This window comes from Providencia sp. PROV174, assembly GCF_028480685.1.
Lineage (GTDB): Bacteria > Pseudomonadota > Gammaproteobacteria > Enterobacterales > Enterobacteriaceae > Providencia > Providencia rettgeri.
Genome location: NZ_JAMPOT010000008.1, coordinates 181,009 through 201,191, shown reverse-complemented (window position 1 = coordinate 201,191; position 20,183 = coordinate 181,009). Strand labels below are relative to the sequence as shown.

Genomic DNA, 20,183 nt, shown 5'->3' with positions numbered 1-20,183 from the left:
AATGCAAAATAAACGAACAAAAAACAAACAGAAGAAATGGTTATTTATCACCACGTAGACGAATTGTCAGGCCTTTTAGGAAGTAACGCAGTAATTGGTCTCCACATTCGCGATAGTTTTTATGTCCAGGCTTACGGAAAACAGCGTTAAGCTCAGGTTTGGATACGCGAAAATCAACAAGCTGATAGATTTCAATCATATCTGTATCTTTTAATTCAAAAGCCACACGTAATTTTTTGAGCATAATATTGTTATTAATGCGGCTATCAACGTCAGGTGCGGGATGATTTTCATCTTTACCACGGCGGTGATAGATTAAACCATTCAGAAAATGCCCCATTACATTGTCATTGCACTCAACATATTCAGGCTCATTGTCTTTTTTTAACCAAGTCACCATTTCTTCTTTTGTAACAGCCAAATCTGCGAGTTTTACGATTTTAACCATTTGGGCATCGCTTAAATCCAACATATAGCGAACACTACGTAAAACATAATTATTAAGCATGGTATTGTATTATCCATTATCTATAAAAGTTAATTGGCTATTTATTGAGTAAGTAAGGCCAATAAAGTATTCACTATGACAATCAATGACAGGGTGAAATTGAAAAGGAATGTATTTTGAGAGGGCCATATTATGAGGGATTAACCAAGATAAAGCAAAGCGTTGAACGATGCTTTATCTTGAATATTAAGTTAACCGATAAAATAAATAAGGGAATAGAAAAATACTAAGGTAAGACCGACAGTTAACAGCATATTTTTCAATACTGAGGCAACAATGACACAGAATAACGCCCCCCATAAATAAGGATTATCTGGGAAGGAGCGTAGATCATGGTTTTCTAATAGGATAACAGGGGCACAAATTGCAGTTAGCAAGCAAGGTGCTGAGTACCCTAGTGCTTGGCGAACCACGAGGGGAAGACGTATTGGCAACTGTGGTATTAGGAAAATATAACGTAGAGTAAAAACAACCGCTGTTAAGGTAATAATTAAAAGCCAAATCATTTTTCCTCCTTCAATAAACGTGAAACGGCCACTGACACAAACATCCCACCCACACCAGCGATAACAATAGCACTACTGAAGGAGTACATTGAAAGTACGATAGCGACAACGAGTGAAAAAATAACACCACAAAGCGTACTTATTTTTCTTGTTAGTGGAACGACGATTGCAAGTAAAGTTGCAACCACAGAAAAATCGAGATGTAAGCGACTCAAATCGCCCACAATATTGGCCATCGCAATCCCACAAAGGCTGGTGATTAACCAAACCAGATAAAAACTAAACCCAGCACCAAAGAGATAGGGAAAACTTAAGCTTTGCCGTTTAGCTGCGCTAATCGCAAACAATTCATCTGTTAATAAAAAGCCGATACTAAGACGTTGAGGCGTTGTAAAGTCCTTAACTTGGGGGCGTAATGTCAGCCCATAAAGTAAGTGTTGGGAAGTGATAAAAAAAACAGAAATAACAATCGTGATATAGCCTGCACCTGAGTTAAGTAATCCAAGAGTGACTAACTGTGCTGCGCCTGCAAATACCATCGCAGACATCGCCACACTTTGCCAGAAATCGAGACCAGTTTCGACCGCCATTGAGCCTGCTAATACCCCCCATGGAATAACCGCAAGGTTAAGAGGAGCGGTATGAACAGCTCCTGTCATCATTGCTTTTTGCCATTGATTACTTTGTTGTGATGCCATTTAAACTAACCTTGTTGTAATTATGAACACTTTTATAATTTGATTGATTTTAAAGAGATTAAATATTAGTAGATAGAATAAAATTGCTCTTTTCACCGATCCGATGCCGAATAAAATTCCCAGGGGTAACTCCAAGGGCTTGTTTAAAATGCCGAGTGAAATGACTCTGGTCGGAAAAACCACATTGGTTTGATACTTCTGCGGGTGAATTTCCTGCTAATAACAGTTTTTTTGCCTTATGTAAGCGGGCTTGTACTAAGAATGCGTGCGGTGTAATTCCTGTATGCAATTTGAACTGTCGTAGAAAGTGCCATTGGCTAAAACCTGATATTTCAGCTAATTGGCTTAATGAATGTTCTTGTTCGCAGGTGTTTATGAGCAAATCACAAATTTGTTCTATGCGTTTCTTTGCGGGTGTTATTTCTGTTAATTCAACTTTAGTACGGTTGTAACGTAAGGTCAGCCAACTTAAAGAGGATAACAACAAGGTTTCTTTGAAAAGGGTATTACCTGGCTGAGGTAATAGACTAAACAATAAGCGGAGTTGGGCGCTAAGCCCTGCATCCTGTATCACCGCAATAGGAAACCAGGGTACTAGCCCTTGGTGTTCTGTTGTTAAACCTTGTGTGAGTTGGGTAAAAAGTTCTGGAGTAGGGTAAATAGCCTGATAAGACCAGCCATTTTCCATTGCTGATGAGCCTGTGTGAATTTCATCGGCATTAACTAAAATTATATCCCCTTTAGGGGCGTAGTGGTTTTCGCCAGTACGGAAAAATTGTTGTGCGCCTTCTTCGATAACACCAATGCAAAACCCTTCATGACTATGGCGAGAAAATTTTTGTTGATGATAACGAGCTTTGATCATTTCAAGGCCATTGAGTTCCTCTAGATGAAAATAGTTAGCGCTTTCCATGGAATTCCTAAAATAATAGTTATTAATAACCCAATATTTTTTAATAAAATGTTAAAAGAAAATAATCTTAGCTTGCTATTAAATGGGGTGTTTTAATTTCATGCAGTTTTTATCCAACGTTACTTTTAAATAGCACCGACGTTTATGTTATAACGCGAAATCTCACTCAAATCACTATTACTATTTCATTTGTTTTTGTGGTGTTAAATTCTTAATTATCGAAAAATATTAGCATTAATTACTGCCTTGTTCGGTGTTTGCAGTCTGCTTCTGATTAAGCTGATCGATATGGTTTATTATTCCAATTTTACGTGTTGATTCATTCATATAAAACCAGTTTATTTTAATTTATTGAAATTATATTTTGTATTTACATTATTCATTGGTGATATCTTTTATAGGGTAAATAAAGTCTGTATCATAATAGATATAAAGAAACGATGTGAATTTTTTGTTATAACTTTTATTGAGTTAGCGGGTTTCCTATGCTTGAAAATCTCGGTATTACAAACTTATGGACTTATCTTATCGGTGTTATTTTTATTACACTGGTACCAGGCCCTAATTCTTTATTTGTTTTAACTAGCAGTGCGAAATATGGTGTGAAAAATGGTTATAAAGCGGCATTAGGTGTCTTTACAGGAGATGCTATGCTCATTTTTCTATCATTTTTAGGGGTTGCATCTTTAGTGAAAACATCGCCTATCTTTTTTAGTGTTATAAAATACGCAGGGGCGGCTTATTTATTTTATTTAGGGATTAAAACCTTATATAGCGTATTGCATAAGAAAGAAAATACAGGTGATGTTGATTCAATTACTTTAGAAACCAAGAGTACCTATAAAAAAGCCGTTTTTTTAAGTTTACTAAATCCTAAAATGATCATTTTTTATGTTTCATTTTTTATCCAATTTATTGACCCAGCTTATCCAAGCGCGGGTGTGCCATTTTTTATTCTTGGCGCCATTTTAGAAGTCTGTAGCATGATTTATTTATCACTATTGATTTTTGGCGCGGTTGCCGTAACGAATATGGTTAAACATAATAAAAAACTATCTAAATTCTCTAATAGCTGTATTGGCGCTGTATTCTTGATGTTTGGAGCAAAACTGGCACTAACCGCATAATAGTTTTATCAGAAATAGCCGGCCCATGCGCTGGCTATTTTTACCACTAACGTTTCATTACGGTTACCCACTCACCATTCACTAGCCTCTGTTCAGCGTCTTCCCAGCCCATTTGGCGATATAGTGCTTGCATATCTGGCGTGTATAAATACAAAGGGGCAATGTTGAATCTATGGTAATACTGGTAAAGTTGTTCAATCAGTTTTGTGCCAATTTTTCTCCCACGAGCAGATGGGATCGTGAGAACTTCGCCTAACCACCACTGAGCACCTGAAACGTCTGGAAGCTCATGCAAAATAATGCTTGCACAGGCAAGTAATTGCCCATGTTCATCAACAAAGCATGACAATATTTGAGGGTTATCTATGTGGCTACGGTTAAATAATCGTTCTTTTATAATGGAAATGTCAGACCACGGCGTTAATGTTGCCCATTCTTGGTGTAATGCAGAGCTGATTTGATCAATTAATTGTGTATCTTGCTGCTGGACAATAACAAATTGCATTTTTAATCATTCCTTGCAATTAAAGAGGGAGTTTACAGTCAATTGCTGCCAACTATCATACGATAATTTATCTTCTCTAATCGCGCTTCGAATGCCCCATGTTTTTCAATAAGAAACTCACCCTGCAAATCTTTTGGATGCTGCAACACAAAAGATCACACCACAAGTTGAAATGACCATTAATATATCTACAGTTTCGTGTAGTAGCCATGCTGACAACAACAAACCAATAAATGGCTGTAATAACTGTAACTGCCCTACACCAGCAATACCACCTTCAGCTAAGCCTCTATACCAAAAAAAGAAACCAATGAGCATGCTAAATAATGAAACATAAAGTAAACCTCCCCATGCCTTGCTCGGCACTGCCATTACATTTCCCGGCCATAAGGTAATACACAGCACTAACATAATGGGCAAAGAGATAACTAATGCCCAACAAATCACTTGCCAGCTACCAAGGTGTTTTGACAGTACGGCACCTTCTGCATAACTCAGGCCACATAACAAGATAGCGATTATCATATAGAGGTCACCAAGCAAGCTGCTTTCTCCACCTTGAAATAATGCGAAGCCGATAACAAATAAACTTCCTATTACTGAAAACAACCAAAACATTTTGCGAGGGCGCTCGTGGGCACGCAAAACGGCAAAAAAAGCGGTTGCGAGAGGCAGTAAACCTATGAATACAATTGAGTGTGCGGAACTTACATACTGTAATGCCAAAGCGGTTAACAAAGGGAAACCAATAACCCCACCCATAGAGACAATGACTAAAGGGAGAAAAGTGGCTTTATTAGGGAGTTTTTGGCGTAAAAACAGAAAAATAATGATAGAAATAATGCCTGCAATAGTAGCACGTGCAGCGGTTAAAAAATCTGGACTGAACCCTTCTATAGCCATTTTCGTTGCTGGTAAGGAGCCACTGAAAATAACGACACCAATAAAACCATACAACCAACCTCGTGTAGAAGAGGGTTGTGTTGATACTGTTTGTTCCATAATTTCCTCATTAAATGAATAGGTAAATATCTTGAGTTCGAGAAAATTAATGCAGATAATCATGACAATCAAAAAATTGTCATAGGTACAATCACATGGCTCAGGCACGTTACCAAAAATACGTCGATAAAATGGCAGGGCAGATTTCTCGTGGGGAGTTGAAGCCAGGAACTCGATTGATGACCCATCGCGCATTTGCTAAGCAGGAAGGTATTTCATTGGTGACAGCGTCACGGGTGTATCGTGAGCTTATTGAAAAAGGCTTAGTGAGTGGCGAAACGGGTAGAGGAACTTTTGTCAGGGATATCCATCTGCTACCCGCATTGAGCATTGAACAAGATGTAACACCCGAAATGTTAGATTTAAATTTTAGTTATCCAATTGCAAAAGAGCAAACAAAGTTATTACGAGACTCGTTAAGAGAGCTTTCTATCGGTGGTGATTTGGAGGGGATCTTATATTATCAGCAACATACAGGCCGTCATCATGAGCGAATTGTTGCGGCTAATTACCTAGCACAACAAGGTTTTTCCAACGTATCACCTGATACTATTTCTTTTGTAAGCGGTGCACAGCATGGCCTAGCGACTATTATCTTGGGGATGTTTAGCCCAGGAGATTCGATAGCTGTCGACGCTCTTACTTACCCAGGCTTTAAAGCATTAGCTAAGACATATCATATTGAATTAATTTCAATACCGGTATTAGAGGGGGGGCCTGACTTAGCTGCTTTAGAGCAACTGTGTTTGCAAAGAAAAATTCGTGGTTATTATACAATGCCTACAGTGCATAACCCTTTGGGATGGGTTATGTCTTTATCAGCACGTAAGGCTTTGGTAGCAATAGCAAAAAAATATGATTTATTACTGATTGAAGATGGCGCGTATGCGTTTTTGCAACGACCATTGGCAATTCCATTAGCTGTGTTGGCACCAGAAAGAACGTTTTATATCGCGGGATTTTCGAAAAATATTGCTACAGGCTTGCGTGTTGGTATCGTTTTAGCGCCACAACAATACATATCTAACATCGAAAAAGTTATACGTATAACGACGTGGAATACGCCAGCATTAACCACGGCAATTATTTGTGATTGGATAAAAAAAGGGGAAGTTGCCAAAATTGAGCGAAACAAAAGGCAAGATGCGAGAAATAGACAAAAAATCGCTGAGCGAATTTTCACGGACCTCCCTTATATAGCCCATCCCAATAGTTATTTTCTTTGGCTACCGTTGCCTGAAGGCGTCCGTTCAGAGCCAGTGATTAGCGTATTGGCTAAACATCATATTGCTGTGAGTAGTGCTAGCTCTTACTCGACAGCAGTAGCTGTTCCTCAAGCTATTCGTGTCGCCATTAGTACCGTTTCTGATGAGGAGCTTGAAAGCGCGTTGAAAACAATAAAATCAGTCATTCTTTATATGGTGGACTTAGAATAAAGCACAAAAAAATTGATATTATTATATCTAGTTAACGTCTAATACGAACATATCAATAGAATAGTTAGCGGAGAAGTAATGTTAAAACACTTAATTGAAGTAGCAAAGAAATATGCTAAACCTGCAACCTTTAATGGTTATGTAGAAAGTGGTTATGTCGCTTCTGCATTAGAAACAGAAGATGGCGAGATTTATAGTGGCATCAGTATTGATTCTGCCTGTTCACTTGGCTTTTGTGCGGAACATGCTGCAGTTGCGGATATGCTTAAAAATGGTAAATCAGTCATTAAAGCTATTGTCGCCATTGATGCTTCAGGCTGTATTGTTCCGCCTTGTGGGCGCTGCCGGGAATTGCTAAGCCAGCTGTCAGATAAAAACCAGTCAACAGTCGTTGCAGTCAATGAAAACACGCAGGTGACATTAGCAGAGTTAATGCCTTATGACTGGAAGGCCGCAAGGTGTTAGGCTCGAAATAAAAATACAATGTAGAAATAGTAAAATAGAAAAAGGGCAGTGACAGGATGAACGAGGAAGTTAAACATTTTACGGCAACAGCAATGATCCGTAATGAGCATGGTGAGTTTTTATTACACGAGCATCAAAAGCTTGGTTTTTGGTTACCACCGGGTGGCCACATCGAAGTGAATGAAGAGCCACAGCATGCTGTTTTTCGAGAAGTTCTTGAGGAAACGGGGTTAGAGTGCCAAGTAGTCAGTTGTGGTTTCCCGTTTGCATCACAAATCCATGATTCACCCCATACACAAGTACTGCCGCTGCCTATCGCTATCTTAAAAGAATTTATTGTCGATAAAAAGAAAGGCAACCATTGGCATATTGATATGATTTACTTATGTGAGTTATTGCCTTCATCACAACCGCCTTTTGCACCATTTGAATGGGTGCCATTTGAGGCGCTCGCCAAACTCAACATTCCAGCTGATGTGATTGAGTTGGCGAAAGTAGTCAATGAATATTATCGGTTGCAAGGTAAATAATTATCATGAATGTGGGCATGGGTAGGGGTGTAAGTACAAGATTAATTTACATTAAAGAATAATAAAGATAGTCCCAATAGAATGAGTAGTGTGCCAATTGTTCTATCCATAATAAATTGGTAGTTAAGGATTTTGTTTCGTACTACGGGGGTTGCAAAGAAAATCGCAATTAGACTAAACCAAAGCCAATGAGCGAAAGAAATAAATAGGCCATAACTTAAGTTTAACCAAATTGAGTTCTGTGTACTGATAACTTGGCTGTACACAGAAACCACAAAAAACATGGTTTTTGGGTTTAAAGCATTCGTCAAAAAACCATTTTTAAAAGCATTTAAGGCAGATAATGGCCTTGATGCTGCATTATTCGAGGATATTTTTACTTTATTCGTTAATGATTTAAATCCGATATACACCAAGTAAAATACCCCAATAAGTTTAACAATTAAGAATAATGTTGGTGAATTCATGATGACTAACGTGATGCCAAAAACGGTATAGAACACATGAACCTGTACCCCAATAGCGATACCTAGCGCACACAGTAAGCCTGTTTTAATGCCATAGGTATAACTATTGCGAGTTACCATAGCGAAGTCAGGCCCCGGACTAATAACGGCTAAAATGGTGATGGTCGCAACTGCAATAATTTCATTCATATTAATTTCCTGAAAGGTAATAGAAACAGACTAAAAATGTATTTTCTTTGAAATAATTTGTTTATTTATTGTTTTTATTATCAATGGATTGAATAAAACTAAAAAGCGATTTATCCTGACGCAAATCTGTCAGTTTTTATTACCTATATATATGAAACTACCACCGTTAACATCATTACGTTTTTTTGATACTGCTGCGAAAGCAGGCAGTTTTGTGAAAGCGGCACAAGAGCTAAATGTGACTCATAGTGCGATTAGCCGACAAATTCGTTTATTAGAAGAATACCTTGGTGTTGAGTTATTTGAACGAAGGAACCGAGCTGTTTTTTTAACGGCTAACGGACGAATATTGTTACAAACGACTAGTTCGATATTTGAGCAGCTTAAAGACGGTGTTGAAAAGATAAAAAATAGCACGTTTCCTGATGTTGTTAGCTTGTCATGCGAACCAACAATTGCAATGAAGTGGTTAATTCCTCGACTTACGCATTTTTATCAACAATATCCTCATATTACGGTACATCTAGTTGCAGCAGGTGGTGTTATTGATTTTACAAAAGCGAATGTTGATTTAGCATTGAGGCGTAATGATTTTAAATGGAGTGACAATCTTTGTGCAGTAAAAGTCTGTTCAGAACGTATGGGGGTTGTGGTTCGGCCTGAACTTGATCTTAAGAAAAATTTTGCTCACATACCACAACTGTCGACGACATCTAGACCTAATGCATGGGCAACTTGGCAGAATATAAAAAAAGTTGCTCTTCCAAATAGTAAAACCATTACATATGAGCATTTTTACTTGTGTATTCAAGCTGCATTGGCGGGGCAAGGAGCAGCGCTTGCATCATTTTTGATGGTTGCGGATGAAGTGCAATCAAAGCAATTAGCCGCACCATATGGTTTCATTGAAGATAATTCTGCGTATTATTTATTGTCATCGAAACCTATTGAGCGAGGCAGTGCAGCAGCTACTTTTACCCAGTGGTTAATAGAACAGGTAAGTATCAGCATTGAAACCCTGATTGATGAAAGATAATTAGGCATCAAAAAAAGACGGTTTGATTATAAAGCCAGCGAACCCTAATGAAAAATAAATAATTTATGTCATAAGCATTTCTTTGCGTGCTATATTTCTCTGCTAGGTTTGGTGTTTTATGTCGGAGCAAATAATGAGCAAAATACGAGTAGGTGTTATTTTTGGTGGTCGATCAACAGAACATGAAGTTTCGCTACAGTCCGCTAAAAATATTATCAATGGATTAGATCGTAATAAATTTGATGTATGCCTTTTGGGAATTAATAAAGAAGGGCAATGGCATGAATATAACGAATCTGATTATTTATTGCATGGTGATGACCCGTCTCGTATTGCATTGAATACACCAAAACGTAGCATTGCACTTGTTCCGGGGAAAACTCGAGAGCAATTTATTTCCCTTGAAGATGCGAAACCATTGCCGCAAATTGATGTCATTTTTCCTATTGTCCACGGTAATTTAGGTGAAGACGGTTCGCTGCAAGGCTTATTGCGCATGGCGAATTTACCATTTGTCGGGCCGGGGGTTTTAGGTTCGTCCGCCTGTATGGATAAAGACGTTACCAAAAGATTACTTAGAGACGCAGGCTTAAATATTGCCCCGTTTATTACGGTGCTTAAAAATGAACGTACAACAACGGAATATGAAGCCACAGTGGCACAGCTAGGCTTACCACTATTCATTAAACCTGCAAATCAAGGTTCATCTGTCGGGATCAGCAAAGTCAGCACTAAATCGGAATTTGAAACGGCTCTTGATTTTGCCTTTTTATTTGATACTAAAGTCCTTATTGAAAGTGCAGTAAAAGGGCGTGAAATTGAGTGTGCAGTATTGGGTAATGAAGTACCTCTTGCCAGCCCTTGTGGTGAAATCGTGTTGCACGATAGTTTTTATGCATACCATACCAAATATATTGATGAGAATGGCGCATCTGTCGTTGCTCCTGCACAATTAGATGAGGCGGTGAGTGATAAAATTCGTGAGATTGCTTTATCCGCATACCGCGCATTAAATTGCTATGGAATGTCCCGTGTGGATGTTTTCTTAACGGAAAATAATGACGTCGTTATCAATGAAATCAACACATTGCCTGGTTTTACGAATATCAGTATGTATCCGAAACTATGGCAGCAAGGCGGTATGACCTATCAGCAATTAATTAGCCGCTTAATCGAGTTAGGAATTGAAAAATTTCAACAAACAGCGATGTTGAAAACGGCATGTGATGAGCTTTAATTGCTGAATAATACTATCTCGGTAGTTTTTATGACTGCCGAGATGTTTATTTACTCTGAACTTGAGCCTTCATCTGTTGTAAAAATAAGTTTGTTTCTTTTGGTGAGGTGAGCCGAACAAACTGAATATGGCGTAAATTGAGATTTGCCATATGACTTAGGTTTCTTTCCTTATTTGGATAGTAAGTCTTTAGCAGCCACAAAATTATCGAATCGCGACTGAAAAAGGCATTTTTCCAACGTTCTTTGTTGCCTGTATTTTCCCACAGCTCTTGTCCAGAACGAATGCGTGCTAATGTGCGCGTAATCGACTGATAAAGGGTTCGAGGCAAGGAGTAATCCAACCAAACCACCATGTCGACTTCTTTCCATTTAATGGGTTGAGTCCGTGTATAGTTGCCATCAAGCACCCATCCAGATACCGCTTTATCTAATGCAGCGGTAAGTTTCTGGTTAAGCTCATCATCCGAAGAACCTTGCCAATTTGTTAGCCAATATAAGCTATCTAACTCAATAGAAGGGACATTTAATAACAAAGAAAGTTGCTGGCACAGGGTACTTTTACCGCTGCCACTAGTGCCAATAATATTAATTTTCATATGTAAACATCAGACAATTTTGTCACTAGAGTTGATCTGGAAATGGCTGAATTTGGAACCATTGTATGAACAATGATCCCAGATTAGATGCCTCTACAAATAACACTATTGCTTTAAATTATTTGCACCAGACATAATTGATATAGCGAAATAATGGCTCAAAACCAAATTTTTTATACAGGTCAAATCCTGCTTCTGAAGCATCAAGGAAACAGTGCTCTACACCTTGCTGGCGGCAAAATGCTAAAGCATAATCAATGAGTTGTGATGCATAACCATTACCTTGATGGCTTGGCTCAGTACCAATATCATCAAAACGGGCTAACGTTCCTTCAATTGTCACGGTCATTGAGGTCGCTGGTTCTCCGTTGACGAGCAACACAAGGTGAAATTGCGGTGCACCTTGTTGCAAAGCATCCTCATGATAACGCACATATTCTTTAATAACTTGGTCGTGCTCTTCAGATAAATAAAATGCGGAAACAAGTGGCTTTGCCCACAAAGACAAATCGTGATTCGCTAAAACGATATCGACTTGGTTATCAGGCAGTTCAACCTCATTTTGTTTTGCTAAGGTCAATGCCATTGCAGTGGTGACGCTGTCACGTTTGTAACCTAGTGACTCAGCCTCAGTAACCACCTGCTGGATCATCTCTTCGGGGATCACTAAGGTATGGTTTTTCTTCTGTGAAACAAACAGGTTGTGAGCCTGCATAAAGGCGTGACTGGTCGAGTCAGGCTGCAAATAAATGAAGTTAAACGCCGGTGAATTAAGGGGCGTTAAATAGCAAATGGTGTGTTGTGCAATCTGGATACTATGTTCACAAATAGATGTCCAAAATGTTTTTTCAATCGATTGATAATGTCTTAAATAGTACAACGGAATATTCATTTGTCAGTTACCTGATACAAAACGAGTTAATCGATATGGGCCTAATGCAGCTTGTTCAATTCCATGCAAGATTTCATCTTGAGCCAATTGGCATATCAAAGGCGCTAGCGTAATCGCAGCGTGCATACTGATAATATATAAACCTTCAAAATCAGCAACTTTTCCGACAATTGGCATCTCATCTTTAGGCATAGGTCGCATTCCTATGAAAGCGTTTTCAAGATTTAACGTGTTACTACCTATAAATGAATTTTTAATCGTTGTAAGGGCGTTTTGTGCGATAGCCACTGCACTGTGTTCGAGCTTTTCGCTAATATAATCTTCAGCACAGAGTATTTTACCTGAACCTGCCGGTCGTAGCTCCATTTGTGGTGTTGAAATGATATGTTGAACCAATGTTTGTTCGGTGGAATCATTGATGTGCACAATGATAGAAGGAGAGGCGGTAACCGGTAATTCAACATCAAGTGATTGCATAAGGGCGGTTGCGTCTGCGCCAGCAGTCACGATAACCTGTTCAGCTAAAAACGTATTTTTATGGGTATTTACGCCAATTATGCGTCCATTTTCCTGCAAAATAGTGTGAACTTCCTGCTGAGGTAAATAGACAACACCTTGTTCGATAGCAAGGGATAGTAACGCTTTTGTTGCATGAATCGGGTCAACACTACCTTCATCTGGGCAAAATGCAGCAAGTTCAGGTAAAGCAGACAAGAAAGGTTCCATCTTGTGTACGGTTGATTTGTCCAATAATTCGACATTAAATCCACTTTGTTGGTAGTGGTAGACATATTCTGCAGTTGCTGAATCTGTTTCCTGCCAACTGAGAGCGCCTATCCATTGGATATTTAACTTTCCATTTGTGTGTTTATCGAGTTCATGCCATGCCACGAGGGCTTGTTGTCGAAGTTGATTATATGCATCAGGCCTTCCATATGACACATTCAACCAAGCGAAAGCGTGCTGTGTGACACCTTGGCCAGCGTGTGCTTTATCAAGCAAAATGACCTGCGTATCAGATTGTCTTGATAGATACCAAGCTAATGTTGTACCCACAAAGCCAGCACCAATAATAATAATCTTTTTTTTATGAGTAGGGTTCATTTAGCCTCAGTGTATATATGGAAGTCGCTAGTAGAAAAATCAGATGGAATTTTAATAGTTTAATGAATAATTATATATATGGAATCTATAAATAGAGCACGATTGTTCCCATTTTTATCAGATATGAACAATTGATGAGGGAAAATGGAGTGTAAGGCTACAACGCAGTAGCCTTAAGAGATTCAAAAAATTACACGCGAATAAAACGAGTTACAAAAGCAATAATAACTAATAATGCAGAAATTAATAATAATGCAGTTGCCAAGGATAATTGAAAAGCAACAAAACCAATAGCTGCAGGTCCAGCCAAAATACCTAAATAGCCTAAAGTTGAAATTGCGGGTACAGCAAGAGCCTCTGGCATCGTTTTTTGCTTCCCTACAGCAGAAAACATCACTGGGACTATATTAGATGAACCCGCACCGACTAATGCAAAACCTATGATGGCAAATATGAGATGAGGAGATAAAACAGCAATAACAAAACCAAGGCAAGCGAGTAAAGCACCTAAAAATACGACACGAGCAGAACCGACTCGCATAACAATTTTGTCACCCAATAATCGGCCAATAGTCATGGTTGTGGCGAAAGCCGCAAACCCTAAACCGCCTAAAGTTTCTTTTAATCCATGGTGTTCAATTAAAAATACAGCTCCCCAGTCAAGAACTGCACCTTCAGCAAGAAAAACGGCAAAACAAACAATCCCAATAACTAAAACAATGCCTTTCGGAATAGCGATAAGGGGGCCAGTTGGGGCGTTAGCGTAAGGGATTAAACCGTTATAGCAAGCCGCTAATAGAACCACCGCAACAATTGAAATAATGATTGATGCCATTGTCGCGGAAACACCAAGTAGCAAGATCAAACTCATGGTACCTGCACCTGCTATACCTCCGACACTATAAAAACCGTGAAAACCAGACATAATTGGCTTGTCGGATGATTTTTCAACAATAACAGCTTGGATGTTCATCGCGCAATCTGTTAACCCAATGAAAATTCCAAAAAATAACAAAGCAACGATGATGAAGTTAACTTGCGATAAAGAAGATAAAATGGGGAATAACAAACAAAAGGCGATAGTGGAAAAAACCATTAAACGGCGGCAGCCATACTTGGCCGCTAATGCTCCGGTCACCGGCATAGCAATAAGTGCCCCTCCACCGAAACATAATAGTAGCATGCCAAGGGTGGCATCATTTGCTCCTGTGTTAAGTTTGACATAAGGAACAATGGCTGCCCAAGCCGCGGTAACAAAACCAGCAATAAAAAAAATAATTCGAGTAGAAACTTGCTCCCTTTTTGCGGGTATCAAGGAAACATGGCTATTAACTTGTTGAGTAGATTGCATTTTATAGGGCTTCTTAAAAAGATAAAATTAACTACCTGTATTTAAGATAGTCAGAATTTGTTCATGAAGGTATGGGCAACCCGTGGCTACAACAGCACCGCCTGCTTCAGCTCGGCTGCCATCTAATGTAGTCACTATGCCACCAGCACGTTCTATAATAGGGATTAATGGAACAATATCATAAGGTTCCAGTGCGAATTCGACACAAATATCGATTCTACCCGCTGCTAGCATTGCCATTGCATAGCATTCTCCCCCATAGCGAGTCATTAATACTTGTTTCTCAAGCGCCATAAAATGAATGTCTGGCCGTGCTGCTATAGGCTCAGGCGATGTGGTATGCAAGATGGCTTGTTCGAGTTTGACGTGTTTGCGAGTAGATAAGCGATATTGTCCGTGAGAGCTACTAGTCCAACTCCCGTGTTGGTCTGCCCAAAAACGTTCGCCAATATAGGGTTGGCTCATCATTCCCATAACCGCTTTGCCATGCTCAGTTAGGCCTATCAAGTTTGCCCATAAAGGGAGCCCACAAAGGAAAGGGCGGGTTCCATCGATGGGATCAAGTACCCATTGAATGGGACCTATACCCGTTATTCCATATTCTTCACCCATGATAGAATGCGTTGGATAATGTTTAGATATCAGTTCTCGCATGGCTTTTTCTGCGAGCTTATCCGCTTGAGTGACTGGGTCGAAGCGATAGTTGGCTTTGGGTTTGTTTTCAATAACACTAAGTTCATTTGTTCGATAGTATTCAAGAGAAATTTTACCGGCAGTATTGGCAAGTTCATGTAAGAAAAAGCTATCTGGTAACTGAGAGTGTGTCATTTAGTTGTCCTCGAGTGCTGAACAAGATAGTGTTTGACATCTTTTCTTGCTCGATTATGATTGCTAAAAAAAGTTAATGAGGAAGTGTATGCTCGATTATGTCGCTTTTCCAGAACAAAGGCAAAATAAAATTCGCCAGTTACTACAAGATGAAGGGCGTGTGGTTTGCACGACGTTAGCCCGTGAAATGCAAGTATCAGAGCATACTATTCGCAGGGATTTAAATGAATTAGCACAAGAAGGCGTTTGTCGTCGAGTCCATGGCGGTGCGGTCAGTATGCTTGAGGAAAAGGGCACATTCGAGCAGAGAACGACACAAAACCAAGATGAAAAAATCAAAATAGCGAAGGCTTGCAATAAACTAGTCAAACAAAATACCTGTATTTTTATTGACTCAGGTTCAACTAACTTAGAAATCGCTCGTTATTTACCTTCAGAACTATCGTTGACGGTTGTGACTCATTCTCCAGCAATAGCATTAGAACTAATGAAGAAGCCACTATGTGAAGTGATTTTAATTGGTGGAAAATTAAACCGCCAAGTTGGCGCGAGTATTGATATTTCTGCAGTAAATCAAATCAATCAAATCCATTTTGACCAATGCTTTATTGGTGGCTGTGCTTTAGATCCACAAATGGGGGTTTCGATATTTGATTATGAAGAGTCTAAATTTAAGAAAATCCTTTTTGAACGCAGTAATCAAGTCATTATGGGAGTGACCGCAGACAAATTACCTGGAGTCGCGAGGTATAAGATTGCCAATTGTGAACAAATTTCAATCTTAGTTATGACAACAGAATTGAGTAAACAAACGACTGACTTGTTTACTAATATGGCAATAAAGATTGCTCAAGCATAGGTTATATATGTAATTTTTATTTTGTATCGTGAGGGCATTTTAGGTGCTATTTGTTATAAAAAAATCAATATAATATCTTCGAAAGGCCCTTATAGACATGATGAGTGCGCGATGAAATTAAAAATGACTACCTTGTTACTTTCACTTTATTCATTGGGTGTATTTGCTCAGGATTTATCTGTGAATATGCAAACCATGCACTTTGCAGGAAAAGAAATAAACTATTACTTAATCCAAAAACAAGCCGAAAAATCAAAGGATTTATTAGTTCTATTACAAGGCTCTGATTGTAAAAGCGTCATTAATAATCCAAACATGCTGAAAAATTTCGGTGTGGTATTTCCTGATAATGATATTTTATTAGTTGAAAAAACAGGGCTAAACAACCTAGTGGGGGCTAATGATGAAGAAGCTTCGGAAGAAGAATGTCCTGTTGACTATATGTCGAAAGATTCACCATTAGAACGCGCCAATAATTATGTGGCAGTATTACAACAATTAAAAAATGATTACCAACACATAGTGCTATTAGGCGGAAGTGAAGGTGCACTGGTAACTAATTTAATTGTTGCACAAGAAAACTTTATAACCGCATCCGTTGCATTGAATGTCGGCGGCCAATATTTTATTAATGATGTTCTGTATAGTATTGAAAATAATACACCTAAAGAAGAAATTGCTAACTCAAAAGAAGGTTTTAAACAATTTGCAGAAGCAGTAAAACAAAAGCAATTAAACAACGACCAATTTGTCAGCGGTCATGGTCCGAAATGGTGGTATGAGATGCTCACCATTGACAATTTAAAACTTATTCAGTCAGTTAAAACTCCACATTTGGTGATACAAACGATGGCGGATACCAACGTGGATGCTCATGGTACAAATAATATGATGAAACAAATCCGTAATCCCCATGTCAGCTACCGAACATATCAAGATTTAGACCATTTTTTTAAAGATAAAGATGGGCAGTTACATACTGAACAAATTGTGACAGATATTCAACATTGGTACCAAACGGTGACAAAATAAAGTGGATATACTCGGATTTATCGTTATATTATTTCCCATTGTCGTGTCACCGGGAGCAAGCTTTGCGATTGCTTTAAATAGTGTATTAAACCAAGGTATTAGAGGGCTGTTCATACCTATTGTTGGAACAGGATTAGGCATTTTAACTCATGGTTTTTTAGTTGGAATTGGTTTAAGTAAAGTACTGGTTTCTTACCAGTGGGTAATGAATTTAATTGGCATTTTAGGTACGTTATATCTATTGTATCTTGCAGTTTCATTGATCATCTCAGGGGTTAATGCCGGTAAAATAGAAAGCTCTCAAGAAATAAAAAAAATCACGGTCAAAGATGCTTATTTAGCTAATTTACTTAACCCAAAAGCGATTATTTTATATTTAGTTGTTGTTTCTAAATATGCAGGAGCAGACCCGTCACTCGCTAACTTTCTAGTATTATCACTTATCCATATTATCATGATGGCGTTATGGCTGCTGGTTTCTTGTTCCGCTTTAATTATTTCTTCTTCCTCCCTTAAAGTCTCAACATTACGAAAATACATTAATATTGGAGGGGGAGTCTTGCTATTAGTGATTACATTCGAGCCTTATCTTTTTAGGTAAAGTAAAATGCACCTTGTTTATTAAGATGCATTTTATAAAATCACTCCGAAATATAGCTGTAGTAATTAAATATAGGTACAAAACCCAGTTTTTTGTAGATAGATAACCCTTCACTGGATGACTCCAATACACACTGTTTAACCCCTTGTTGATGGCAAAGGTATAGCGCATGTTTAATAAGTAAAGTCGCGAGCCCTTTACCTTGGTATTGAATATCGGTGCCAATATCATCCAGTCGAGCCGTCTTATTATTAAATGTCATAGTTAAGGTTGAGACTGGTTGCTGATCTGCAAATAAGACTAAGTGTACCATATTAGTTTGTTTATCAAGTGCTCTTTGGTGATAACGAATATACTCGTCGGTAACAGTTGAGTCATCTTCATTTGTATCAGCATCGATAGGGAATGCAGTAATTAAAGGCTGAGCCCAATCTTTGAGTTGATTATTGCTTAACACAACCTGAAAACCAGCATTAAGCTGCGGTGGTGAATTGTATTGAGATAGAACGTCTTGCGGCAAAATCATTGCGGTTGATTCACCATCGTAGATTAATCCCCGAGCTATTATTTCTGACTCAAATAGTGAATGTATTTGGTCATGAACAATAAGTACATAAGGCTTAGCTTGTTGTTTGAACAGCATTTCAGCCTTCTCGTAATCTGAAATGAGCGCGCCTTGGTGGAGGTAAATATAATTAAATATAGGTAATGGTAGCTCAGAAAAGTAAGCACTAGTTTGGTTGCTGATTTTCACTACATTTGCACATATAGCAGACCAAAAGTAGTGTTCTTGTTGATAAAACAAATTTTCATTGTTATCCATTATGCGTACTCAGTTTATAGTCGTAGATAATATTTTTATGGCTTGATTGTATATAAAATGGAATGTTCGCTATAGCATTCGTATAATTGAAAGCACAAAAAGAACCATTTTATTGCAATTTATTGGAGTTATAAGAAAATAGGCCTTCCTAGAGAAGACATGGTATAAAAATAAGAGAATTATTATGAATAACACACCAGACACGATAACCTTTTTTGAACGTTTACTTCCATTGGTGGTTTCCGGTAAAAAAATTATCACTATCCGTGATAAAAGCGAGAGTGATTATGTTCCTGGGACTATTGTGAAGGTATATGCGTTGGAAACAGGTGAATATTATACTGATATTAAAATACTGTCGGTAGAGCCCATTTCTTATGATGACATTTCTGAATACCATGCTAAGCAAGAAGCCATGAGTTTAGAGACGTTGAAAGCGCTTATCAAAGAAATTTACCCAAATGAGCAATATTTATACGTAATCACTTACCAATTGCTGAATAGCACTGACTAATCACAATATAGTTTTTTGGCAATTTGTAAAAATGCCTTTGTTGCAGGTGATGCTTGGTTTTCGTTATTAACAGCAAAAGCAATACTGCGCTTAACTGGTGGGTTAAGGGGTTTAATCACGATGTCTTGAAGATGCGTAGGAATTGCTAGTTGTGCAACAATAGAAATAGCTTCTCCCCGAGCAACGAGTGTAAAAGTACTTAGCAATTGTTTTGTTTTAAATTGAATTTTTGGCGTTAATTTTTGTGCATGAAATAAATCTAGAACGATTTTTCCAGAACCTGCTTGGGTTAAATTAAATGGATAATCACAAAGCTGTTTCAAAGAAATAGACGATTCATTTGCCAGAGGATGGCCTAATGGCAGTATAGCAACCATTTGGTCGTCTTTGACTTTAAACGTATCAAAGCGTTCATCGGGTAAAACGACAACACCAATATCAATTCGCTTTTCTTGTAACCACTGTGTAACGGTTTCATCATCACCTTCATCAACCATAATATTTATCAATGGATATTTTTGGCGAAACCTATCGAGTAATGGAGGTAACAGCCCTAAAGATGACCCGGGACCAAAAGAACCAATTCGCAGAATACCCGCCTTCAGACCATTTGCAGCAAATGCTTCTTGCTTCATCGCCTCCTGAATATTGAGCATATTATGAGCTCTTAATAAGAGCTTTTTCCCTATCTCAGTTAACGTGGTTTGATTTTGTTCTCGAGTGAATAACACGACACCAAGATCTTTTTCAAGGGATTTTATCGCGTGTGAAATGGCTGACTGAGAGATGTTTAATTTCATTGCAGCAAGCGTAAAACTTTTGAGTTCGGCAACAATTGTGAATATTTCAAGTTGGCTTAATGTCATGAGTAAATGCTCATTAGGATATGACCTAGCATTAAGGTTAGCTTATCCATCATGTAAAGAGAAGATAAATATGAGTTGATAACAGGGAATACATGG

At 38.3% G+C, this 20,183-nt stretch carries 24 protein-coding genes; 10 read left to right on the top strand and 14 right to left on the bottom strand.

What is annotated here, in order from left to right; genetic code table 11:
• Nucleotides 1-40: 40 nt before the first annotated feature.
• From PSE60_RS06710 to PSE60_RS06695, 4 genes are all read right to left on the bottom strand, one after another.
• Complete coding sequence (locus tag PSE60_RS06710) at nucleotides 41-508, bottom strand: DUF1456 family protein (protein WP_272664922.1); 468 nt, start codon at nucleotides 506-508, stop codon at nucleotides 41-43.
• 191 nt (nucleotides 509-699) lie between these two features.
• Complete coding sequence (locus PSE60_RS06705) at nucleotides 700-1,014, bottom strand: AzlD domain-containing protein (protein WP_004910828.1); 315 nt, start codon at nucleotides 1,012-1,014, stop codon at nucleotides 700-702.
• Nucleotides 1,011-1,712, bottom strand: coding sequence for an AzlC family ABC transporter permease (locus tag PSE60_RS06700; RefSeq protein WP_272664921.1), 702 nt, complete (start codon nucleotides 1,710-1,712; stop codon nucleotides 1,011-1,013). Before PSE60_RS06700 ends, PSE60_RS06705 begins: the two co-directional genes overlap by 4 nt.
• Before the next feature lie 58 nt (nucleotides 1,713-1,770).
• Complete coding sequence (locus PSE60_RS06695) at nucleotides 1,771-2,625, bottom strand: AraC family transcriptional regulator (protein ID WP_272664920.1); 855 nt, start codon at nucleotides 2,623-2,625, stop codon at nucleotides 1,771-1,773.
• 485 nt (nucleotides 2,626-3,110) lie between these two features.
• On the opposite strand from PSE60_RS06695, the gene leuE reads away from it, so the two are divergent.
• Complete coding sequence (gene leuE, locus PSE60_RS06690) at nucleotides 3,111-3,752, top strand: leucine efflux protein LeuE (RefSeq protein ID WP_272664919.1); 642 nt, start codon at nucleotides 3,111-3,113, stop codon at nucleotides 3,750-3,752.
• 46 nt (nucleotides 3,753-3,798) lie between these two features.
• Here leuE and PSE60_RS06685 read toward each other — a convergent pair whose 3' ends face one another.
• A complete protein-coding gene (locus PSE60_RS06685) occupies nucleotides 3,799-4,257 on the bottom strand; it encodes a GNAT family N-acetyltransferase (RefSeq protein ID WP_272664918.1) in 459 nt (152 codons plus the stop codon).
• 117 nt (nucleotides 4,258-4,374) lie between these two features.
• The gene (locus tag PSE60_RS06680) at nucleotides 4,375-5,259 is read right to left on the bottom strand and encodes a DMT family transporter (protein ID WP_272664917.1); all 885 of its coding nucleotides are present in this window, start codon (nucleotides 5,257-5,259) and stop codon (nucleotides 4,375-4,377) included.
• A gap of 95 nt (nucleotides 5,260-5,354) precedes the next feature.
• Here PSE60_RS06680 and PSE60_RS06675 point away from each other — a divergent pair, with 95 nt between their 5' ends.
• The 3 genes from PSE60_RS06675 to PSE60_RS06665 all read left to right on the top strand — a co-directional run bounded on the left by PSE60_RS06675 (nucleotide 5,355) and on the right by PSE60_RS06665 (nucleotide 7,690).
• Nucleotides 5,355-6,695, top strand: a complete 1,341-nt coding sequence (locus tag PSE60_RS06675) for an aminotransferase-like domain-containing protein (RefSeq protein ID WP_272664916.1) — start codon at nucleotides 5,355-5,357, stop codon at nucleotides 6,693-6,695.
• A 78-nt stretch (nucleotides 6,696-6,773) separates the two neighbouring features.
• Complete coding sequence (locus PSE60_RS06670; RefSeq protein WP_272664915.1) at nucleotides 6,774-7,160, top strand: cytidine deaminase family protein; 387 nt, start codon at nucleotides 6,774-6,776, stop codon at nucleotides 7,158-7,160.
• Between the two features lie 56 nt (nucleotides 7,161-7,216).
• Complete coding sequence (locus PSE60_RS06665) at nucleotides 7,217-7,690, top strand: NUDIX hydrolase (RefSeq protein WP_272664914.1); 474 nt, start codon at nucleotides 7,217-7,219, stop codon at nucleotides 7,688-7,690.
• A gap of 41 nt (nucleotides 7,691-7,731) precedes the next feature.
• Here the strand turns inward: PSE60_RS06665 and PSE60_RS06660 are convergent, their stop codons facing one another.
• Complete coding sequence (locus tag PSE60_RS06660) at nucleotides 7,732-8,346, bottom strand: LysE family translocator (protein WP_272664913.1); 615 nt, start codon at nucleotides 8,344-8,346, stop codon at nucleotides 7,732-7,734.
• Nucleotides 8,347-8,497: 151 nt separating this feature from the next.
• On the opposite strand from PSE60_RS06660, the gene PSE60_RS06655 reads away from it, so the two are divergent.
• Nucleotides 8,498-9,382: a LysR substrate-binding domain-containing protein gene (locus PSE60_RS06655; RefSeq protein WP_272664912.1), complete on the top strand. Its 885-nt coding sequence runs from the start codon at nucleotides 8,498-8,500 to the stop codon at nucleotides 9,380-9,382.
• A gap of 133 nt (nucleotides 9,383-9,515) precedes the next feature.
• Entirely contained in the window at nucleotides 9,516-10,619 is a 1,104-nt protein-coding gene (ddlA, locus tag PSE60_RS06650) for a D-alanine--D-alanine ligase (RefSeq protein WP_272664911.1), read from the top strand.
• Between the two features lie 46 nt (nucleotides 10,620-10,665).
• On the opposite strand, the gene PSE60_RS06645 is transcribed toward ddlA, so the two are convergent.
• The 5 genes from PSE60_RS06645 to PSE60_RS06625 form a co-directional block, all read right to left on the bottom strand.
• Entirely contained in the window at nucleotides 10,666-11,217 is a 552-nt protein-coding gene (locus tag PSE60_RS06645) for an adenylate kinase (protein ID WP_272664910.1), read from the bottom strand.
• Between the two features lie 118 nt (nucleotides 11,218-11,335).
• Nucleotides 11,336-12,109, bottom strand: a complete 774-nt coding sequence (locus PSE60_RS06640) for a GNAT family N-acetyltransferase (RefSeq protein WP_272664909.1) — start codon at nucleotides 12,107-12,109, stop codon at nucleotides 11,336-11,338.
• Nucleotides 12,110-12,112: 3 nt separating this feature from the next.
• The gene (locus tag PSE60_RS06635; protein ID WP_272664908.1) at nucleotides 12,113-13,213 is read right to left on the bottom strand and encodes an NAD(P)/FAD-dependent oxidoreductase; all 1,101 of its coding nucleotides are present in this window, start codon (nucleotides 13,211-13,213) and stop codon (nucleotides 12,113-12,115) included.
• A gap of 190 nt (nucleotides 13,214-13,403) precedes the next feature.
• On the bottom strand, nucleotides 13,404-14,564 hold the full coding sequence (locus tag PSE60_RS06630; protein WP_272664907.1) for an MFS transporter: 1,161 nt from the start codon (nucleotides 14,562-14,564) through the stop codon (nucleotides 13,404-13,406).
• A gap of 27 nt (nucleotides 14,565-14,591) precedes the next feature.
• Complete coding sequence (locus PSE60_RS06625; protein WP_272664906.1) at nucleotides 14,592-15,392, bottom strand: inositol monophosphatase family protein; 801 nt, start codon at nucleotides 15,390-15,392, stop codon at nucleotides 14,592-14,594.
• Between the two features lie 88 nt (nucleotides 15,393-15,480).
• Between PSE60_RS06625 and PSE60_RS06620 the strand changes: the two genes are divergently transcribed.
• The 3 genes from PSE60_RS06620 (at nucleotide 15,481) to PSE60_RS06610 (ending at nucleotide 17,884) form a co-directional block, all read left to right on the top strand.
• On the top strand, nucleotides 15,481-16,251 hold the full coding sequence (locus tag PSE60_RS06620; RefSeq protein WP_272664905.1) for a DeoR/GlpR family DNA-binding transcription regulator: 771 nt from the start codon (nucleotides 15,481-15,483) through the stop codon (nucleotides 16,249-16,251).
• A gap of 111 nt (nucleotides 16,252-16,362) precedes the next feature.
• Nucleotides 16,363-17,283, top strand: coding sequence for an alpha/beta hydrolase family protein (locus PSE60_RS06615; protein ID WP_272664904.1), 921 nt, complete (start codon nucleotides 16,363-16,365; stop codon nucleotides 17,281-17,283).
• Nucleotide 17,284: 1 nt separating this feature from the next.
• On the top strand, nucleotides 17,285-17,884 hold the full coding sequence (locus PSE60_RS06610; RefSeq protein ID WP_272664903.1) for a LysE family translocator: 600 nt from the start codon (nucleotides 17,285-17,287) through the stop codon (nucleotides 17,882-17,884).
• Nucleotides 17,885-17,924: 40 nt separating this feature from the next.
• Here the strand turns inward: PSE60_RS06610 and PSE60_RS06605 are convergent, their stop codons facing one another.
• Nucleotides 17,925-18,707, bottom strand: a complete 783-nt coding sequence (locus tag PSE60_RS06605) for a GNAT family N-acetyltransferase (RefSeq protein ID WP_272664902.1) — start codon at nucleotides 18,705-18,707, stop codon at nucleotides 17,925-17,927.
• A 184-nt stretch (nucleotides 18,708-18,891) separates the two neighbouring features.
• Between PSE60_RS06605 and yqfB the strand changes: the two genes are divergently transcribed.
• A complete protein-coding gene (gene yqfB / locus PSE60_RS06600; protein WP_210838397.1) occupies nucleotides 18,892-19,221 on the top strand; it encodes a N(4)-acetylcytidine aminohydrolase in 330 nt (109 codons plus the stop codon).
• Here yqfB and PSE60_RS06595 read toward each other — a convergent pair.
• On the bottom strand, nucleotides 19,218-20,087 hold the full coding sequence (locus PSE60_RS06595) for a LysR family transcriptional regulator (protein WP_272664901.1): 870 nt from the start codon (nucleotides 20,085-20,087) through the stop codon (nucleotides 19,218-19,220). The genes yqfB and PSE60_RS06595 overlap by 4 nt on opposite strands.
• Between the last annotated feature and the right edge of the window lie 96 nt (nucleotides 20,088-20,183).

Excerpts from the sequence above, each read along its gene's own strand:
- yqfB (WP_210838397.1), top strand. The coding sequence starts at position 18,892 with ATGAATAACACACCAGACACGATAACCTTTTTTGAACGTTTACTTCCA.
- PSE60_RS06645 (WP_272664910.1), bottom strand. The coding sequence starts at position 11,217 with ATGAAAATTAATATTATTGGCACTAGTGGCAGCGGTAAAAGTACCCTG.
- PSE60_RS06655 (WP_272664912.1), top strand. The coding sequence starts at position 8,498 with ATGAAACTACCACCGTTAACATCATTACGTTTTTTTGATACTGCTGCG.
- PSE60_RS06685 (WP_272664918.1), bottom strand. The coding sequence starts at position 4,257 with ATGCAATTTGTTATTGTCCAGCAGCAAGATACACAATTAATTGATCAA.
- PSE60_RS06695 (WP_272664920.1), bottom strand. The coding sequence starts at position 2,625 with ATGGAAAGCGCTAACTATTTTCATCTAGAGGAACTCAATGGCCTTGAA.
- ddlA (WP_272664911.1), top strand. The coding sequence starts at position 9,516 with ATGAGCAAAATACGAGTAGGTGTTATTTTTGGTGGTCGATCAACAGAA.
- PSE60_RS06615 (WP_272664904.1), top strand. The coding sequence starts at position 16,363 with ATGAAATTAAAAATGACTACCTTGTTACTTTCACTTTATTCATTGGGT.
- PSE60_RS06620 (WP_272664905.1), top strand. The coding sequence starts at position 15,481 with ATGCTCGATTATGTCGCTTTTCCAGAACAAAGGCAAAATAAAATTCGC.
- PSE60_RS06605 (WP_272664902.1), bottom strand. The coding sequence starts at position 18,707 with ATGGATAACAATGAAAATTTGTTTTATCAACAAGAACACTACTTTTGG.
- PSE60_RS06700 (WP_272664921.1), bottom strand. The coding sequence starts at position 1,712 with ATGGCATCACAACAAAGTAATCAATGGCAAAAAGCAATGATGACAGGA.
- PSE60_RS06710 (WP_272664922.1), bottom strand. The coding sequence starts at position 508 with ATGCTTAATAATTATGTTTTACGTAGTGTTCGCTATATGTTGGATTTA.
- PSE60_RS06680 (WP_272664917.1), bottom strand. The coding sequence starts at position 5,259 with ATGGAACAAACAGTATCAACACAACCCTCTTCTACACGAGGTTGGTTG.
- leuE (WP_272664919.1), top strand. The coding sequence starts at position 3,111 with ATGCTTGAAAATCTCGGTATTACAAACTTATGGACTTATCTTATCGGT.
- PSE60_RS06595 (WP_272664901.1), bottom strand. The coding sequence starts at position 20,087 with ATGACATTAAGCCAACTTGAAATATTCACAATTGTTGCCGAACTCAAA.
- PSE60_RS06670 (WP_272664915.1), top strand. The coding sequence starts at position 6,774 with ATGTTAAAACACTTAATTGAAGTAGCAAAGAAATATGCTAAACCTGCA.
- PSE60_RS06665 (WP_272664914.1), top strand. The coding sequence starts at position 7,217 with ATGAACGAGGAAGTTAAACATTTTACGGCAACAGCAATGATCCGTAAT.
- PSE60_RS06675 (WP_272664916.1), top strand. The coding sequence starts at position 5,355 with ATGGCTCAGGCACGTTACCAAAAATACGTCGATAAAATGGCAGGGCAG.
- PSE60_RS06640 (WP_272664909.1), bottom strand. The coding sequence starts at position 12,109 with ATGAATATTCCGTTGTACTATTTAAGACATTATCAATCGATTGAAAAA.
- PSE60_RS06660 (WP_272664913.1), bottom strand. The coding sequence starts at position 8,346 with ATGAATGAAATTATTGCAGTTGCGACCATCACCATTTTAGCCGTTATT.
- PSE60_RS06705 (WP_004910828.1), bottom strand. The coding sequence starts at position 1,014 with ATGATTTGGCTTTTAATTATTACCTTAACAGCGGTTGTTTTTACTCTA.
- PSE60_RS06635 (WP_272664908.1), bottom strand. The coding sequence starts at position 13,213 with ATGAACCCTACTCATAAAAAAAAGATTATTATTATTGGTGCTGGCTTT.
- PSE60_RS06625 (WP_272664906.1), bottom strand. The coding sequence starts at position 15,392 with ATGACACACTCTCAGTTACCAGATAGCTTTTTCTTACATGAACTTGCC.
- PSE60_RS06630 (WP_272664907.1), bottom strand. The coding sequence starts at position 14,564 with ATGCAATCTACTCAACAAGTTAATAGCCATGTTTCCTTGATACCCGCA.